This window comes from Alphaproteobacteria bacterium, assembly GCA_041396705.1.
Taxonomy (GTDB): domain Bacteria; phylum Pseudomonadota; class Alphaproteobacteria; order CALKHQ01; family CALKHQ01; genus CALKHQ01.
On the sequence record JAWKYB010000007.1, the window covers coordinates 172,235 to 188,378 of the forward strand.

The 16,144-nt window shown below is 70.3% G+C and carries 13 protein-coding genes and 1 tRNA gene; 8 read left to right on the forward strand and 6 right to left on the reverse strand.

Going from position 1 to position 16,144, the window contains the following annotated elements:
* Positions 1-14: 14 nt before the first annotated feature.
* A complete protein-coding gene (locus R3F55_11950; GenBank protein ID MEZ5668125.1) occupies positions 15-791 on the reverse strand; it encodes a class I SAM-dependent methyltransferase in 777 nt (258 codons plus the stop codon).
* A gap of 94 nt (positions 792-885) precedes the next feature.
* On the opposite strand from R3F55_11950, the gene mutM reads away from it, so the two are divergent.
* The 7 genes from mutM (at position 886) to gyrB (ending at position 10,319) form a co-directional block, all read left to right on the forward strand.
* A complete protein-coding gene (gene mutM / locus R3F55_11955) occupies positions 886-1,725 on the forward strand; it encodes a bifunctional DNA-formamidopyrimidine glycosylase/DNA-(apurinic or apyrimidinic site) lyase (protein MEZ5668126.1) in 840 nt (279 codons plus the stop codon).
* 127 nt (positions 1,726-1,852) lie between these two features.
* Positions 1,853-2,629: an enoyl-CoA hydratase gene (locus tag R3F55_11960; protein ID MEZ5668127.1), complete on the forward strand. Its 777-nt coding sequence runs from the start codon at positions 1,853-1,855 to the stop codon at positions 2,627-2,629.
* Between the two features lie 107 nt (positions 2,630-2,736).
* Positions 2,737-3,003 (forward strand): 30S ribosomal protein S20, encoded by a 267-nt coding sequence (rpsT, locus tag R3F55_11965; protein ID MEZ5668128.1) that lies wholly within the window; start codon positions 2,737-2,739, stop codon positions 3,001-3,003.
* Between the two features lie 566 nt (positions 3,004-3,569).
* The gene (gene dnaA / locus R3F55_11970) at positions 3,570-5,012 is read left to right on the forward strand and encodes a chromosomal replication initiator protein DnaA (GenBank protein MEZ5668129.1); all 1,443 of its coding nucleotides are present in this window, start codon (positions 3,570-3,572) and stop codon (positions 5,010-5,012) included.
* Between the two features lie 398 nt (positions 5,013-5,410).
* Positions 5,411-6,532, forward strand: coding sequence for a DNA polymerase III subunit beta (gene dnaN, locus R3F55_11975; GenBank protein MEZ5668130.1), 1,122 nt, complete (start codon positions 5,411-5,413; stop codon positions 6,530-6,532).
* 59 nt (positions 6,533-6,591) lie between these two features.
* Positions 6,592-7,797, forward strand: a complete 1,206-nt coding sequence (gene recF / locus R3F55_11980) for a DNA replication/repair protein RecF (protein MEZ5668131.1) — start codon at positions 6,592-6,594, stop codon at positions 7,795-7,797.
* Positions 7,798-7,835: 38 nt separating this feature from the next.
* Positions 7,836-10,319: a DNA topoisomerase (ATP-hydrolyzing) subunit B gene (gene gyrB, locus R3F55_11985; protein MEZ5668132.1), complete on the forward strand. Its 2,484-nt coding sequence runs from the start codon at positions 7,836-7,838 to the stop codon at positions 10,317-10,319.
* Between the two features lie 49 nt (positions 10,320-10,368).
* Here gyrB and R3F55_11990 read toward each other — a convergent pair whose 3' ends face one another.
* From R3F55_11990 to R3F55_12000, 3 genes are all read right to left on the reverse strand, one after another.
* Positions 10,369-10,776 carry an MAPEG family protein gene (locus R3F55_11990; GenBank protein MEZ5668133.1) on the reverse strand — a complete coding sequence of 136 codons (408 nt, stop codon included), beginning with the start codon at positions 10,774-10,776 and terminating at the stop codon, positions 10,369-10,371.
* A 145-nt stretch (positions 10,777-10,921) separates the two neighbouring features.
* Entirely contained in the window at positions 10,922-11,869 is a 948-nt protein-coding gene (locus R3F55_11995; protein MEZ5668134.1) for a class I SAM-dependent methyltransferase, read from the reverse strand.
* Entirely contained in the window at positions 11,866-12,717 is an 852-nt protein-coding gene (locus tag R3F55_12000) for a glycosyltransferase family 2 protein (GenBank protein ID MEZ5668135.1), read from the reverse strand. Before R3F55_12000 ends, R3F55_11995 begins: the two co-directional genes overlap by 4 nt.
* Positions 12,718-12,905: 188 nt before the next feature.
* On the opposite strand from R3F55_12000, the gene R3F55_12005 reads away from it, so the two are divergent.
* Positions 12,906-14,342: a deoxyribodipyrimidine photo-lyase gene (locus tag R3F55_12005; GenBank protein ID MEZ5668136.1), complete on the forward strand. Its 1,437-nt coding sequence runs from the start codon at positions 12,906-12,908 to the stop codon at positions 14,340-14,342.
* A gap of 9 nt (positions 14,343-14,351) precedes the next feature.
* On the opposite strand, the gene R3F55_12010 is transcribed toward R3F55_12005, so the two are convergent.
* Both R3F55_12010 and R3F55_12015 read right to left on the reverse strand, forming a co-directional pair.
* Positions 14,352-15,392: a diguanylate cyclase gene (locus tag R3F55_12010; protein MEZ5668137.1), complete on the reverse strand. Its 1,041-nt coding sequence runs from the start codon at positions 15,390-15,392 to the stop codon at positions 14,352-14,354.
* A gap of 244 nt (positions 15,393-15,636) precedes the next feature.
* Positions 15,637-15,711: transfer RNA gene (locus R3F55_12015), tRNA-Gly, on the reverse strand.
* Between the last annotated feature and the right edge of the window lie 433 nt (positions 15,712-16,144).

Genomic DNA, 16,144 nt, shown 5'->3' on the forward strand with positions numbered 1-16,144 from the left:
CAAGCCCTGCCGGCTCACAGCCGCCATGCGCTGTGGATCGCCGCGATCCCGCCCGACAGGTTGCGGCAGCGGCCGCGGCCGAGCCCCGCCTCGGCCATCAGCCCGAGCAGCGTCTCCTGGTCGGGGAAGCGGCGGATGCTCTCGGCGAGGTAGCGGTAGGACTCGGTGTCGCGCGCGACCAGCGCGCCCAGCCGCGGCAGCACGCCGAAGGAATAGGCGTCATAGGCGCGGCGCAGCGGGGCCAGCCGCACATGGCTGAATTCCAGGCAGAAGAAGCGCCCGCCGGGACGGAGCACGCGCCGCGCCTCGGCCAGCGCCGCGGCGATGTCGGTCACGTTGCGCAGGCCGAACGCGATCGTATAGAGGTCGACCGAGCGGTCGGCCAAAGGCAGGGCCTCGGCGGCGCCGCAGACCCAGGCCAGGCGACCGTCCAGGTTGACCAGCCCGCGGTCGAGCGCACGGTCGCGGCCGACCGACAGCATGCTGGCGTTGATGTCGCAGACGACGACGTCGGCGCCGCCGCGGGCGACGCGGAAGGCGATGTCGCCGGTGCCGCCGGCGACGTCCAGGCACAGCTGGCCGGGCCGCGGCGCGACCTGGGCGACGAAGGCGTTCTTCCACAGCCGATGCACGCCGCCGCTCATCAGGTCGTTCATCAGGTCGTAGCGCGGCGCCACCGAATCGAACACCGCCCGCACCAGCCGCGTCTTCTCGGCCGGCGCCACGTCGCGATAGCCGAAGGGGCGGGTCGCGCCGGCATCGCCGGTCGTATCGGCCTGGCTGTCGTCCATCGGTTCCCTTAGCCTCGATGTGGCGCCCCGGGGCGGGGGCGGCAGGGCGCGGCGACCATAGCGTACCGTCCTGCGGGCTGCTACAACCGCGGCCATGCCGGAGCTGCCCGAGGTGGAAACCGTGTGCCGCGGCCTGCGGGCCGCGATCGGCGGCCGGCGGCTGGAGGACGTGACCGTGCGCCGGCGCGACCTGCGCTTCCCGTTGCCGGCGCGCTTCGCCGCCCGGCTGCGCGGCCGCCGGATCGCGGCGATCGACCGGCGCGCCAAATACATGCTGTGGCACATGGACGACGGCGCGGTCGTCGTCGGCCATCTCGGCATGTCGGGCCGGATGGTGGTGTCGACGCCGCCGCATCCGGCCGCGGCGACCCACGACCACCTGATCTTCCGCGCCGAGGGCGGGGTGGAGGTGCGGTTCAACGACCCGCGCCGATTCGGCTATTTCTCGCTGTCCGACGGCGACGGGCTGGCGCAGCACCCGCACCTGGCCGCGTTGGGGCCGGAGCCGCTCGGCAACGGATTCAGCGCCGGCCACCTGGCCGAGCGGCTGGCCGGCCGCGCCACCGCGATCAAGGCGGCGTTGCTCGACCAGCGCAATGTTGCCGGCCTCGGCAACATCTATGTCTGCGAGGCGCTGTACCGGGCCGGCATCTCGCCGTTGCGCCCGGCCGGGTCGCTCGGCGGCGGCGAGCTGGTGCGGCTGGTCGACGCGATCCGCATGGTGCTCGACGAGGCGATCGCCGCCGGCGGGTCGTCGCTGCGCGACTATGTCCAGACCAGCGGCGAGCTCGGCTATTTCCAGCACCGCTTCGCCGTCTACGACCGCGAGGGCGCGGCGTGCCCCGCCTGCGCGGCGGCGCGCAAGCGCTGCGCGGTGCAGCGCGTCGTGCAGCAGGGCCGGTCGACTTTCTTCTGTTCGACCCGGCAGAGATGATGTAGTCACGCCACCGCTCGCGCGGACCCGCCGGCCGGCAGGGGCCGGCGCGCGGAGCGACCGGGATGGCGGCCCCTGCCGCCGCGCCCGCCGACAGGTACCCACAGCACCGACCGGGAGAGCCGCCATGGCCTATGAGTTCATCGAACTGGAACTGCGCGACCGCGTCGGCATCATCCGGCTGAACCGGCCCAAGGCCCTGAATGCGCTGTGCGCCGGCCTGGTGCGCGAGCTGGGCAGCGCCCTGGATGCGCTGGAGGCGAACCCGGACATCGGCGCCGTCGTGCTGACCGGCAGCGAGAAGGCATTCTGCGCCGGCGCCGACATCAAGGAGATGGCCGAGAAGACCTTCGTCGAGGCCTATTGCGAGGATTTCGTCACCGCCGACTGGGAGCGCATCGTGACCTGCCGCAAGCCGGTCATCGCCGCGGTGGCCGGCTATGCGCTGGGCGGGGGCTGCGAGATCGCGATGATGTGCGATTTCATCCTTGCCGCAGACAACGCCAAGTTCGGCCAGCCGGAGATCACCATCGGCATCTTGCCGGGTGCCGGCGGCTCGCAGCGGCTGACGCGTTTCGTCGGCAAGTCGAAGGCGATGGAAATGATCCTGACCGGCCGGATGATGGACGCCGAGGAGGCCGAGCGGGCCGGCCTGGTCAGCCGGATCCTGCCGCTGGACCAGCTGGTCGACGAAGCGGTGAAGACCGCGACGCGGATCGCCGAGATGTCGCTGCCGTCGGCGATGATGGCGAAGGAAGCTGTCAACCGGGCCTATGAGACGACCCTGGCCGAGGGCGTGCGGTTCGAGCGGCGGCTGTTCCATGCTGCGTTCTCGACCGAGGACCAGAAGGAAGGCATGGCCGCCTTTGTCGAGAAGCGCCAGCCCCACTTCAAGCACCGCTGATTGCCGGCCGCGCCATGCGGCCGTGGCATTGATGGCTTGACTCGCGCCGGGGTCGGCGCTAGGAACCGCCCTCTTCAAGACGGAAGCCCTTCGATCAGGACCTGGGAATGGCGCACCACAAATCCGCGCGCAAACGCATTCGCCGCGCCGAGCGGCGCACGACCATCAACCGCAATCGCGTCAGCCGTATTCGCACCTTCATCCGCAAGGTCGAGGCCGCGATCGCGTCCGGCGACGCCGCCGCCGCGCGCGCCGCGTTCGACATCGTCGAGCCGGAGGTGCAGCGCGGGGTGATCAAAGGCGTCTTGCACCGCAATACCGCCGCGCGTAGGATTTCGGGACTGGCCCGCCGCATCAACGCGATGGGCGCCTGAGTTGCGGCCGCCCGCCCCGGGCGTGCCGCGATCGACCGAAAACCGGATGTGACGAGCGCAGGTTAGCGGACGACTTTGTGACAGTCACCGAAGCCTAGCGACAATGTTCAATGACGCCGTCTAAGTGATTGGCGTCATTGTTGTTGATGCGAATGCTCGCATCCCCCATTTCCCGCACTGCAATCATTTTGCAACGCAGCCGTCTTTTTTTCGCGACCCCGAGCAGGCGGCTATTGCGAGCGCGATTGGCATGGGCTACATTGGTCGTGCTCAGCCGAGGCACAAAAAAAGAAGCAGTTCGAGGGGGTGCGATTAAGACAATGTTCTTTGTTCGGATCGTCCCAACAGAAATCGCCTCAGGTACAGGTCCCGAATATTCGGATTTTTTCGGCATTTGACTTAACGGATGCCGAAAGGCGGTCGCGCCGGCGCGCGGCCGTTGACGCTATTGCTTTGCCCGGGTGGGGGCACGGCAATCAATAACCCGGCCGGTCGCAGGCGGCAGGATGCTCGCGACGGGCTTGGCGGCAACCCCCAGCGCCGCCAGAAGAAGGTTGGTAACGGCGATGGCAGATGGCGGCTTGTCCCTTGAAATGGTGTGGGCGCGCGTTCGCGGCCGGATGCGCACCGAATGCGGCGAGAGCGAGTTCCGCAGCTGGCTGAAGCCGCTGGAGCTGATCGAAACCCATCCCCGCGGCATGGTGCTGGCCGTACCGTCGCGGTTCATGCGCGACTGGGTGGCGACGCATTTCCTGGATCGGATCGGGCAGCACTGCCGCGACGAGGCCGGCTACCCGGTCAGCGTCGAGGTAGTGGCGCGGCCGACGCCGCGCCCGTCGGTGAAGACGGAGGACGCGGGCGAAGCCGCGGAGCATGACGCCATTTCCGGCGCCGCGACCGATGCCGCGCCGAATGGGACCGCGAACGGGGCCGTCGCTGCCGTCCGGCGCCCGGCCGCGCGCGAGGCCGTCAACGGCGAGCCGATGGGCGCGTCGCTCGATCCGGGTTGCCGCTTCGAGACCTTCGTGGTCGGCAAGCCGAACGAATTCGCCTATGCCGCCGCCCGGCGGGTCGCCGAGGCCGAGCAGGTGCCGTTCAACCCGCTGTTCCTGTATGGCGGCGTCGGCCTGGGCAAGACCCACCTGATGCACGCGATCGCTTGGGAGATGCGCGCGCGCTTCCCGCAGCGCAAGGTGCTGTACATGTCGGCGGAGTACTTCATGTACCGCTTCATCGCCGCGCTGCGCCATCGCGACACCGTCGAGTTCAAGCAGCAGCTGCGCACTGCAGACGTGCTGATGATCGACGACGTCCAGTTCATCAGCGGCAAGGATTCCACCCAGGAGGAGTTCTTCCACACCTTCAACGCGCTCGCCGACGAGAACCGGCAGATCGTGCTGTCGGCCGACAAGTCGCCGGCCGACCTCGACGGCATGGAGGTGCGGCTGAAGTCGCGGCTGGGCTGGGGCGTGGTGGCCGACATCCACCCCACCGACTACGAGCTCAGGCTCGGCATCCTGCAGGCCCGGGCCGAGCGGCTGAACTTCTCGGTGTCGGAGAAGGTGCTGGAATTCATCGCCCACCGCATCACCGGCAACGTGCGCGAGCTCGAGGGCGCGCTCAACCGGCTGGACGCCCATGCCTCGCTGATCGGGCGCGAGATCACGCTGGACGTGGTGCCGGAGCTGCTGCGCGACCTGCTGCGGGCCAACGACCGCAAGGTCTCGATCGAGGAGATCCAGCGCAAGGTGGCCGAGCACTACAACGTCAAATATGCCGACATGATGTCGGCCCGCCGTGCGCGGCAGGTGGCGCGGCCGCGGCAGGTGGCGATGTACCTGGCCAAGCAGCTGACCCAGCGCTCGCTGCCGGAAATCGGCCGGAAATTCGGCGGACGCGACCATACCACGGTCATGCACGCCGTTCGCCGGGTCGAGGAGCTATGCCTGGTCGATGCCTCGTTCGCCGACGATGTGGAGCGGCTGCGCCGCATCCTCGAAGGCAGCTGAACGGCCCGTCGCCGCACCCATCCGCGCCCAACCTCCGCGTCTGGCCGCCGTCGCGCCGGCGGCCGCGGAATCCCGGCCATTTCGTTTGGGATTCCAGCGGCTTATGATATAGATATTCGACTGTGCGGCACAAGCGCGGCGCGGCCCTGCGGTTCGCGCCGCGCTTGTGCTACGCATCGCCCATGTCTGGGGGCGCGGGGCCGGCGTCCGTCCGCCCAGTCGCGCATGCGAGCGATCCCTCAGGACACCGCGCCGCAACGCGGCGATCGTCGGGCCGCCCGGCCCGCGTCGCCGGCCCGGCGCGCACGGTGGGCTGGTGCCGTCACGGTGACGCAATTAAGGTGGGGACGGCCCGTCCACGCCACCGCGGGATGGAAGAGAGGCGAAGCGGAATCACAATGAAGCTGGTTATCGAACGCGCCGCGCTGTTGAGATCGCTGGCCCACATCCAGAGCGTGGTGGAACGCCGCAACACCATCCCGATCCTGTCGAACGTGCTGATCGAGGCGCGCGACGACCTGTTGAAGATGACCGCGACCGACATGGACCTGTCCATCGTCGAGTCCGTCCCGGCCAGCATCGGCGCAGCCGGCGCCACCACGGTGCCGGCCCACACGTTCTACGAGATCGTGCGCAAGCTGCCCGACGGCGCGCAGGTGGAGCTCGACCAGTCCGGCGACGCCAACCGGATCACGCTGGCCGCCGGCCGCTCGCGATTCACGCTCGCCTGCCTGCCGACCGAGGATTTTCCGATGCTGTCCAGCGGCGACCTGCCGCACGGCTTTGCGGTCGGCGCCGCCGACCTGCGCGGGCTGATCGACCGGACCCGCTTCGCGATCTCGACCGAGGAGACGCGTTACTACCTGAACGGCATCTATCTCCACGCCGCCAAGTCCGGCGATCTCGACGTGCTGCGGGCGGTGGCGACCGACGGCCACCGGCTGGCCCGGGTGGAGATGCCGCTGCCGTCGGGCGCGGCCGGCATGCCCGGCGTGATCATCCCGCGCAAGACGGTCAACGAGTTGCGCAAGCTGATCGACGACGTGGCCGACGAGATCCGCGTCGCGCTGTCGGAGACGCGCATCCGCTTCACCGTGGACTCGCTGGAGGTGACCTCGAAGCTGATCGACGGCACCTTCCCCGACTACCAGCGCGTGATCCCGGCCAACAACGACAAGACGATGGAGGTCGACTGCACCGCCTTCGCGCAGGCGGTCGACCGGGTCTCGACCATCTCGTCGGAGAAGTCGCGCGGCGTGAAGCTCAGCATGTCCAATTCCGCGTTGGTGCTGTCGGCGTCGAGCCCGGACAACGGCACGGCGACCGAGGAGCTGGAGGTCACCTTCGGCCGCAACGACGTGCTGGAGATCGGCTTCAATTCGCGCTACCTGCTCGATATCGCCCAGCAGATCGAGGGCTCCGAGGCCCGGTTCACGATGGCCGACGCCGCCTCGCCCACGATCGTGCAGGACTCGGCGGATGCGAGCGCGCTCTACGTGCTGATGCCGATGCGCGTCTGACCGGGCGCCGTAGGCACGCGCGGCGACGCGAGCAGCAGGATCGGCTGACCAGGGTGAGCATGGCGCAAGCGGCACCGGCCGGACACGACAGCCAGCAGCGCATGCCGGCCGCGGTTGCGGCCACTGCATGCCGGCCCGCCGTGCTGCGGCTCGACCTGTCGGCCTTCCGCAACCATGCCGACACCCATATCCGCGTCGATGCTGCGCCGGTGGTGCTGAGCGGGCCGAACGGTGCCGGCAAGACCAACGTGATCGAGGCGCTGTCGTTCCTGGCACCGGGCCGCGGCCTGCGCCGCTGCCGGCTGTCGGAGGCGGACGGGCGCGACGGCGGCCGGGCCTGGGCGGTTTCCGCCGAGCTGGACGGCAGCCAGGGCCGGGTGCGGATCGGGACCGGCCGCGATCCGGAGCGGGAGGGTGCCGGCGAGGGCCAGGGCGAGCGCCGGCTGATCCGCCTCGACGGCGTGCCGGCGCGCAGCCAGCAGGCGCTGGCCGACCATTTGGCCGTGGTCTGGCTGACGCCCGAGCACGACCGCCTGTTCGCCGACGCAGCGTCGACCCGTCGCCGGTTTCTCGACCGGCTGGTCGGGGCCTACGACCCGGAGCATGTCGGGCGCGTCTCCGCCTACGAGCACGCGCTGCGCGAACGGGCCCGCCTGCTGGCGGCGCCGCGGCCCGATCCGCGCTGGCTCGACGTGCTGGAGGAGCGGCTTGCCGCCGCCGGCATTGCCATCTGCCATGCCCGGCACCACCTGATCGCGCGCCTGTCCGCGGTGCTGGCGGACGCCGCCGGTCCGTTCCTGGCGCCGCGGCTGGCGCTGAGCGGCACCCTGGAAGCCTGGCTCGAGGACGCGCCGGCGCTGGTCGTCGAGGATCGGCTGCGCGGTGCGCTCGCGGCGGGGCGGCCCGAGGACGCGGCCCATGGCGGTGCCGGCGTCGGCCCGCACCGCAGCGACCTCGTCGCCCATCATCCGCGCTCGGGCGAGGAGGCGAAGGCCTGCTCCACCGGCGAGCAGAAGGCGATGGTGATCGCGACCGTGCTGGCCCATGCCCGGCTGATCGCCGCCGACCACGGCCTGCCGCCGCTGTTGCTGCTGGACGAGGTCGCCGCGCACCTGGATGCTCGGCGGCGCGCCGCGCTGTTCGACGAGCTGACCGGGCTGGGTGCCCAGGCCTGGCTGACCGGCGCCGACCGCGACCTTTTCACCGCCCTGGCCGGGCGGGCCACATTTCTTTCCGTTCGCGACGGACGGGTGAGCGCCGCCTGACCGGGCGGCAGCGGACGAATCAGACGGGACGACAGGCGATGACGCAGCAGGAACCCGCGCCGCAGCAGGCGCCGGACCAGGACGAGTCGGCAGGCTACGGCGCCGATTCCATCAAGGTGCTGCGCGGGCTGGACGCCGTGCGCAAGCGGCCGGGCATGTACATCGGCGACACCGACGACGGCTCCGGTCTGCACCACATGGTCTACGAGGTGGTCGACAACGCCATCGACGAATCGCTCGCCGGCTACTGCGACGTCACCGAGGTGACGCTGAACGCCGACGGGTCGGTCACCGTGCGCGACAACGGCCGCGGCATTCCCACCGAGATCCACAAGGAGGAGGGGATTTCGGCGGCCGAGGTGATCATGACCCAGCTGCACGCCGGCGGGAAGTTCGACCAGAACTCCTACAAGGTCTCCGGCGGTCTGCACGGGGTCGGCGTCTCCGTCGTCAACGCGCTGGCCGAGTGGCTGCACCTGCGCATCTGGCGCGGCGGCAGGGCCCACGAGATGCGCTTCCGCCACGGCGACCCGGAGGGCCCGCTGCAGGAGGTCGGCGAGGCGCCGATCGACGAGCGGCGCGGCAAGCGGCGCACCGGCACCGAGATCACGTTCATGCCGTCGCGGCTGACGTTCACCAACACGGATTTCGACTTCGAGACGCTGGAGCACCGGCTGCGCGAGCTGGCGTTCCTCAATTCCGGCGTCCGCCTGGTGCTGACCGACGCGCGCGAGGCGCAGGCGCGCACCGTCGAGCTGCTGTACGAAGGCGGGCTCGCCGCCTATGTGCGCTACCTCGACCGCAACCGCGTCGCGCTGCACGACACGCCGATCCTGATCGCCGCGGAGCGCGACGGGGTCACGGTCGAGGCGGCGATGGAGTGGAACGACGGCTATCACGAGACCGTGCTCTGCTTCACCAACAACATCCCGCAGCGCGACGGCGGCACCCACCTGGCCGGGTTCCGCGCCGCGCTGACGCGCCAGATCAACGGCTACGCCACCGCCTCCGGCGTACTGAAGAAGGAGAAGGTGACGCTGACCGGCGACGACGCGCGCGAGGGCCTGACCTGCGTGCTGTCGGTCAAGGTGCCCGACCCGAAGTTTTCGTCGCAGACCAAGGACAAGCTGGTCTCGTCCGAGGTGCGGCCGGTGGTCGAGTCCGTGGTCAACGACAAGCTGAACCAGTGGTTCGAGGAACACCCGGCCGACGCCCGCAAGATCGTGACCAAGGTGGCGGAGGCCGCGGCGGCGCGCGAGGCCGCGCGCAAGGCGCGCGAGCTGACCCGGCGCAAGACCGCGCTCGACGTTGCCTCGCTGCCCGGCAAGCTGGCCGACTGCCAGGAACGCGACCCGGCCAAGTCCGAGCTGTTCCTGGTCGAGGGCGATTCCGCCGGCGGTTCGGCCAAGCAGGGCCGCGACCGCGCCTTCCAGGCGATCCTGCCGCTGCGCGGCAAGATCCTGAACGTGGAGCGGGCCCGGCTCGACAAGATGCTGTCGTCGGCGGAGATCGGCACGCTGATCACCGCGCTCGGCACCTCGATCCGCGACGACTTCGACCTGGCGAAGCTGCGCTACCACAAGATCGTCATCATGACCGACGCGGACGTCGACGGCAGCCACATCCGCACGCTGCTGCTGACGTTCTTCTATCGCCAGATGCCGGACCTGATCCGCGCCGGCCACATCTTCATCGCCCAGCCGCCGCTTTACCGCGCCCAGCGCGGCGAGCGCGGCAGCGCGCGCTATCTGAAGAACGACCGCGAGCTGGAGCGCTTCCTGGTCGACAACGTGCTGGCCGGGGCGGTGTTGACCGGCGCCGACGGCGCGCAACGGGCCGGCGAGGACCTGCGCGCGCTGGTCGAGCAGGCCCGGCGCGCCCATGGCTGGATCCGCGGGCTGGCCGGCCGTACCGGATATCCCGCGGTGGTCGAGCAGGCGGCGATCGGCGGGCTGTTCCATCCCGAGACCGTCGACGACGCCGACCGGGCGGCCGAAGCGGCCGTGCAGGTCGCCGGGCGGCTCGACCGGCTGGAGGCGGCCGAACACGACCGCGGCTGGCAGGGGCGGTTCGACCTGCGCGAGGGCTATGTCTTCACGCGGCGGTTCCGCGGCGAGGACCAGCGCTGCGCGCTGCCGCCGGAACTGTTCGGCAGCGGCGAGGCCCGCCGCCTGAACGAGATCGCGGCCGAGCTGCAGGCGCTGTTCGGCGCGCGGCCGGCGGTGCTGGCGATCAAGGAGGACGAGACCGCCGTCAGCGGCCCGACCGCGCTGTTCGAGACGGTAATGGCGGCGGGACGCAAGGGGCTGAAGATCCAGCGCTTCAAGGGCCTGGGCGAGATGAACGCCGACCAGCTGTGGGAAACCACGCTGGATCCGGAGGCGCGCACCCTGCTGCGGGTCGAGGTGAAGCACGCCGACGACGCCGACGCGGTGTTCACCACGCTGATGGGCGACCTGGTCGAGCCGCGCCGCGACTTCATCCGCGACAATGCACTGAAGGTCGCGAACCTGGACGTGTGAGGCCGTTCCTCTTCCACGCCGGGCGCGGAAGAGGAACGGCGCCGGCGGCTCAGCCGGCCGCGGCGGGTGCGCCGATGACGGCGACGAAGATCAGCAGCAGGCCGACCCACGACACCACGAAGGCGAGCGTGCGCAGCACCGGGATGCCGGCGACGAACACGATCGCGTGGGCGACCCGGGCCCAGAAGAACAGCAGCGCGCCGAGGCCGACCATGTCGTCGGTCACGCCGGCCAGCTTTGCGACCAGCACCAGCGCCGCAAACACGGCCAGGTTCTCGACCATGTTCATGTGGGCGCGATAGCTGCGCTGCGCCCAGTCCGGCAGCGCCGGCGGATCCTTCGGATAGCCCATGGCGGGCATCAGCCCCCATGCGAACACGCGCGCCAGCACATAGGGCACCCACAGGATCGCGCAGAGGCCGGCGCTCAGCGCCAGGTAGGTCAGTTCGGCATCCATCTCGCACCTCCTCACTGCGGGCCGGCCGTCGGACGCGGGGACGTGCGTGCGATGCGGCAAGCCTCGCCTGTGAACATCTCAGTGCGGCATCGCCATCCGGGAAGGGCGAGAATGTCGCAGGGGCGCGCCGACCGGGCCGCAGCCGTCAGCCGCGGCGGGCGCGCAGCACCAGGCAATCGCCGCGGCCGAGGGCGTTGGCGAGCATCGGCAGGGGAAACAGCAAGCCGCGGGCAAGCCCCATCAGTCCGATCACCAGCAGCGGGTTGCGGAAGGCGCGCGTCGGCCGCGGCGGCCGCGCGAACAGTGCGGCGATGACCGACTGCGCGACCCACAGGGCCGGCGTCTCGGTCCGTACCGTTTCGACCACGAAACCGTTTCGCTCCAGCACGGCGCTCAGGTCCCGGCCGCGCAGATGGGTGATGTGGAACGGCACGTGCCAGTTGATCCAGCGCCGGCCGAACAGCGCGCGAAACCAGCTGCGGGCGTTCGGGCAGCTCAGCCACAGCGCGCCGCCCGGCCGCAGCAGCCGGCGGCAGTGGCCGAGCGCCGCGTCGAGGTCGAGCACGTGCTCGATCACCTGGCTCATCACCAGGACGTCGAACCCCTGCGGGTCGACCAGGTCGGCGATGTCGCCCTCGTGCACCGTGAAGCCCAGCCGGCGCGCCGCGGCCGCAGCGACCGCGTTGACCTCCAGCCCCTCGGCGGCAAAGCCGTTGCGGCGGTAGAGCAGCAGCTTGCGGCCCTCGTTGCAGCCGACGTCGAGCAGCCTGGTGCGGTCCGGCGCCGGCGGTTTCGCCGCTTCGAAGGCGATGTCGCCGTCGATCGCCAGGAACAGCCGGTACAGGCCGGAGGTCAGGAAGCGGCGCCGCAGCCGGCTGTAGGCGCCTTCGTCCGATCCGCCGAAATTGTAGTACTGTGCGTAAAGCGCACCGAGCTGCGGCCCGGTCGGGCGCGGCGCGGTGTGGTCCAGGCCGCAGGCGCCGCAGCGCACGATGTCCCACGCGCCGGGCACGCCGAAGCGGGCATCAGGGACGCCGTCGAGCACGCGCGCGGCCGCGGTGTGGCCGCAGCGCAGGCAGCGGAAATCGCTCACCGGTCCAGCCAATGCCGGTACCTGGCCCACATCGCCGAGGTCGGATCGCGCAGCTCGAGCAGCTTGACGCTGATCTGGTATTCGTGGAAGGCGCGGATCAGGCAGTAGCGGAAGCCGATGCGGCCGTCGAGGAAGCCCGCCTTGGCGACATACATGTACAGGAAGACGCAGACCGAGCGCATCGGCAGGTGCCGGTAGGCGAAGTTCTTCAGCGCGCGCCGGCGCGGCGGCCCCTTCTTCCAGAAGTTCGGCTTGATGGTGTCGGCCGCCTTGCCGGTCAGCATGCGGTGGATCTCCACCGCCTCCAGGCTGGTGTAGACGTTGTGGCGGTCGAAGTACCGCTCGATGCCCTTGTAGTCGTGGTGGACGAAGTGGTTGGCAAGGGTGCCGGTGGCGCCGTCGACCTGCATGTGCTCGTGCACGATGCGGTCCTCGTAGCGGGCGCGGCCGCGCCGGAACAGGCGCAGCTGGTAGTCGGGATACATGCCGGCGTGGCGGATCCACTTGCCGGCGAACAGGTTCTGGCGCGCGATATAGTAACCCGCCGGGCCGTTCGGATCGTCGGCTTCGACGATGGCGCGGATCTCCGCGGCCAGTTCCGGGGTCACCCGCTCGTCGGCATCGACCAGCAGGATCCAGCCATGGGCGAAGTCGATGTGGTCCAGAGCCCAGTTCTTGTGGGTCGAGAACACGTCGAAGCGGCGCTGCACCACCCGCGCGCCCTTGGCGGCGGCGATCGCCAGCGTGGCATCGTCGCTGTAGGAATCGAACACGATCCGCTCGGCGGCGAAGGCCAGGCACTCCAGGCAGTCCGCCAGGTTGCGCTCTTCGTTGCGGGTCGGCACCATCGCAGACAGCGGCGCCTGCGCCGCCTGTCGCGCGCGATCGCCAACGCGCTCTTGCGATTCACCGTCCATGACCGGCGAGTCTATCGCACGGCCCCGGCTAAGGCAGTGCTAATTCCGGCCCGCTGATCCACCCGCCGCGGCCGGCCGTAGCATCCACAGCGACCCCTCCTTCCCGGGGCTACCGATCCATGACCGAGAAGCCCGTCCTCCTCTGGTTCCGCCAGGACCTCCGCCTGGCCGACAATCCGGCGCTGGCCGCCGCGGCGGCCGCGGGTGCGCCGGTCGCGGCGCTGTTCGTGCTGGACGACGACACGCCCGGCCGCTGGCGCTGGGGTGGCGCGAGCCGCTGGTGGCTGCACCGCGGCCTGGCGGCGCTGCAGCGGGCGCTGGGCGATCGCGGCGTGCCGCTGATCCTGCGCCGTGGCCGGGCGGACGCGGTGGTGCCGCAGGTGGCAGCGGCACTGCATGCCGGCGCCGTCCACTGGAACCGCTGCTACGAACCGTTCGCGATTGCCCGCGACACGACGGTGAAGGCGACGCTGCGCGCGGCCGGCATCGCCGCCGATAGCCATAATGCCGGCCTGCTGGCGGAACCGTGGACGGTGACGACCGGGGCGGGCGCCCCCTATGCCGTGTTCACGCCGGTCTGGCGCGCGCTGCGCGCCGGCGCCACGGTGCCGGTGCCGACCGCGGCGCCGAAATGCGTCCGCGGCCTGGCCGATGCGCCGGCGGGCGACACGCTCGCCGACTGGCGCCTGCTGCCGACCTCGCCGGACTGGGCAGGCGGCTTCGCGGTCTGGCGGCCGGGCGAGGCCGGGGCCCGGGCGCAGCTGGACGCGTTTCTCGATGGCCTCGACAACTACGGCGGCGGGCGCGACCGGCCGGATCGGGCCGACACGTCGCGGCTGTCGCCGCATCTGCACTGGGGCGAGATCGGTCCGCGGCAGGTCTGGCATGCGGCGCTGGCCCGCGCCGAGGCAGAACGCGCCCCCGATGCGGCGGAACCGTTCCTGCGCGAGCTGGGCTGGCGGGAGTTCGCCCACCACCTGCTGTACCATCGCCCGGAGATGACGGAGCGGCCGCTGCGGTCCGAATTCGTCCGGTTCCCGTGGCAGGACGATGCCGCGCAGCGCGCGGCCTGGCAGCGCGGGCGGACCGGCTATCCGCTGGTCGATGCCGGCCTGCGCCAGCTGTGGGCCACCGGCTGGATGCATAATCGCGTGCGCATGGTCGCCGCGTCGTTCCTGGTCAAGCACCTGCTGCAGCCCTGGCAGCATGGCGCGGCCTGGTTCTGGGACACGCTGGTCGACGCCGACCTTGCCAACAACAGCCTGGGCTGGCAGTGGGTGGCCGGCTGCGGCGCCGACGCCGCGCCGTTCTTCCGCATCTTCAACCCGGTGGCGCAAGGCGAGCGGTTCGACCCGGACGGCGCCTATGTGCGGCGGTGGCTGCCCGAACTGGCGCGGCTGCCCGCGCCACTGATCCATCGGCCCTGGACTGCGTCCGCGCTGGAGCTGGGCGACGCCGGCATCCGGCTGGGCGCGGACTATCCGCGGCCGATGGTCGACCATGGCGCTGCGCGCGCGGCGGCGCTGGCGGCATTTGCCGAAATCAAGCGGGCCTGACGGGCCGGGTCAGTCGCGCGTCGCGGGGACCGGCACACCGTCCGCCCCGCCGCCTTCGCCCTCGCCCTCGCCTTCGAACGCGCCGGCCTTGATCACGCGGTTGCGGCCGGCGCTCTTGGCGCGATAGAGCGCGCGGTCGGCGCGGCGCAGGATCGCCTCGGCATTGTCCAGATCGGGGTAGGCCTGGGTGACGCCGATGCTGACGGTGATCGACAGATCGCCGGCAACGGTCTTGATCGGATGGACCGCGAGCTCGGCGCGCACGCGCTCGGAGACCACCGCTCCGACCTGCTCGTCCGACTCGGGCATCAGGATGGCGAACTCCTCGCCGCCCAGCCGGCCGACAAGGTCGTTGGACCGCAGCAGCCCGACCGTGAAGTCCGACAGCGCCTTCAGCACCTCGTCGCCGGCCTGGTGGCCGTTCTGATCGTTGACCTGCTTGAAATGGTCGACGTCGAGCAGCGCCAGCGCCAGCGGGCTGTGATAGCGGCGGCCGCGCTCCAGCTCCTCCTCCATCCGTTCGAGGAAGTAGCGGCGGTTGGCCACGCCGGTCAGGCCGTCGGTGTTGGCCAGCAGCGCGAGCTGCTGGTTGGCGCGCTCCAGCTCCAGCTGGCGGGCGCGCAGGCGCAGCATGTTGCGGGTGCGCGCAGCCAGCTCGATCGGGTCGACGGGCTTCTTCAGGAAGTCGTTGGCGCCGGCGTTCAGCGCCTCGTACAGCGTCTCGGACTTCTCCTCGGCGGTGATCATGACCGCCGGCACGTCGGCCAGCGACGGGTTGCGGCGCATGCGCTTCAGGAAGCTGATCCCGTCCAGTGCCGGCATCAGATAGTCGAGCAGCAGCACGTCGAAGGTGTGGCACTCGCACCATTCCAGCGCCTCGATCGGGTCGATGAAGGTGCGCGTGTGCACGCCGCCGATCGACTGCACCAGCTTTTCCATCAGCATGGCGTTGGCCAGGATGTCGTCGACGATGACAATGGTCATCGGCTGCTCGCGCGGGACCTCTGCCTGTTCGCTGGCAAGCGTCGGTTCGGCTGCTTCGATCAGCATGACGGGGTCGGGTGCCTGTCCTGGTCGTTCCGGCGGGTTTCCCGATCCTAAGGCGCAGAAAGTTTGCGTCGCGTTAACCCGCGGGTCTTCGCGCGCGCGGCAGTCCTACGATAGTAGTCCGGCGGGAGGCCGGCGCTGCCGTTCGGCCATGGCCGCAGGCGGGGTCGCACAGCGACAGGCGGATCGCTTCGGATTCGCGGGACATGCCGGCGGTGCGGTCCGGCGCGTCAGGCGCCGGCCGGGCTGGAGCGGGTGATGGGGATCGAACCCACGACATACAGCTTGGGAAGCTGTCGTTCTACCACTGAACTACACCCGCGCGGCCAGCCGCCGACAGCCGCGGATCATAGGGGGCGCCGGCGCCGCGCGCAACGCCGCGTGCGGATGCGACCGGCCGGACGCCGGATCGCGACTGGCGACCCGTATGCGGGCGGCCGCTGGCCGGTCTGTGATGAATTTGCCGCACACTGTTGCAATTTGAGCGCAGTCATTCAGAAATCGGCATAAACAACTCAAACCAAATGAATTTCGCGTGGTTTCCACGGTGCGAAGGCGTGGCGTCGGTGCCGGTGGTGGGGTATAACCCACACGATCAGGCGTGAGGCTTGCCCGTGGGTTGCTTGCAACCTTGTCTGATTCGGCTAAACATAGTCGGGACGATCGCGAACCATGGCGGTCTAACTGTGTTCCGGCTGGACGTGGCCGTGTTCGGAGACGCGGTGTTTAACGATGCGATCACCTAGGCGGGCATA

Bases quoted from the DNA above. Each gene is read 5' to 3' on its own strand.
- gyrB (MEZ5668132.1), top strand. From the start codon at position 7,836: ATGACGCAGCAGGAACCCGCGCCGCAGCAGGCGCCGGACCAGGACGAG.
- dnaA (MEZ5668129.1), top strand. From the start codon at position 3,570: ATGGCAGATGGCGGCTTGTCCCTTGAAATGGTGTGGGCGCGCGTTCGC.
- R3F55_11950 (MEZ5668125.1), bottom strand. From the start codon at position 791: ATGGACGACAGCCAGGCCGATACGACCGGCGATGCCGGCGCGACCCGC.
- mutM (MEZ5668126.1), top strand. From the start codon at position 886: ATGCCGGAGCTGCCCGAGGTGGAAACCGTGTGCCGCGGCCTGCGGGCC.
- recF (MEZ5668131.1), top strand. From the start codon at position 6,592: ATGGCGCAAGCGGCACCGGCCGGACACGACAGCCAGCAGCGCATGCCG.
- dnaN (MEZ5668130.1), top strand. From the start codon at position 5,411: ATGAAGCTGGTTATCGAACGCGCCGCGCTGTTGAGATCGCTGGCCCAC.
- R3F55_11960 (MEZ5668127.1), top strand. From the start codon at position 1,853: ATGGCCTATGAGTTCATCGAACTGGAACTGCGCGACCGCGTCGGCATC.
- R3F55_12005 (MEZ5668136.1), top strand. From the start codon at position 12,906: ATGACCGAGAAGCCCGTCCTCCTCTGGTTCCGCCAGGACCTCCGCCTG.
- R3F55_11990 (MEZ5668133.1), bottom strand. From the start codon at position 10,776: ATGGATGCCGAACTGACCTACCTGGCGCTGAGCGCCGGCCTCTGCGCG.
- rpsT (MEZ5668128.1), top strand. From the start codon at position 2,737: ATGGCGCACCACAAATCCGCGCGCAAACGCATTCGCCGCGCCGAGCGG.
- R3F55_12000 (MEZ5668135.1), bottom strand. From the start codon at position 12,717: ATGGTGCCGACCCGCAACGAAGAGCGCAACCTGGCGGACTGCCTGGAG.
- R3F55_12010 (MEZ5668137.1), bottom strand. From the start codon at position 15,392: ATGCTGATCGAAGCAGCCGAACCGACGCTTGCCAGCGAACAGGCAGAG.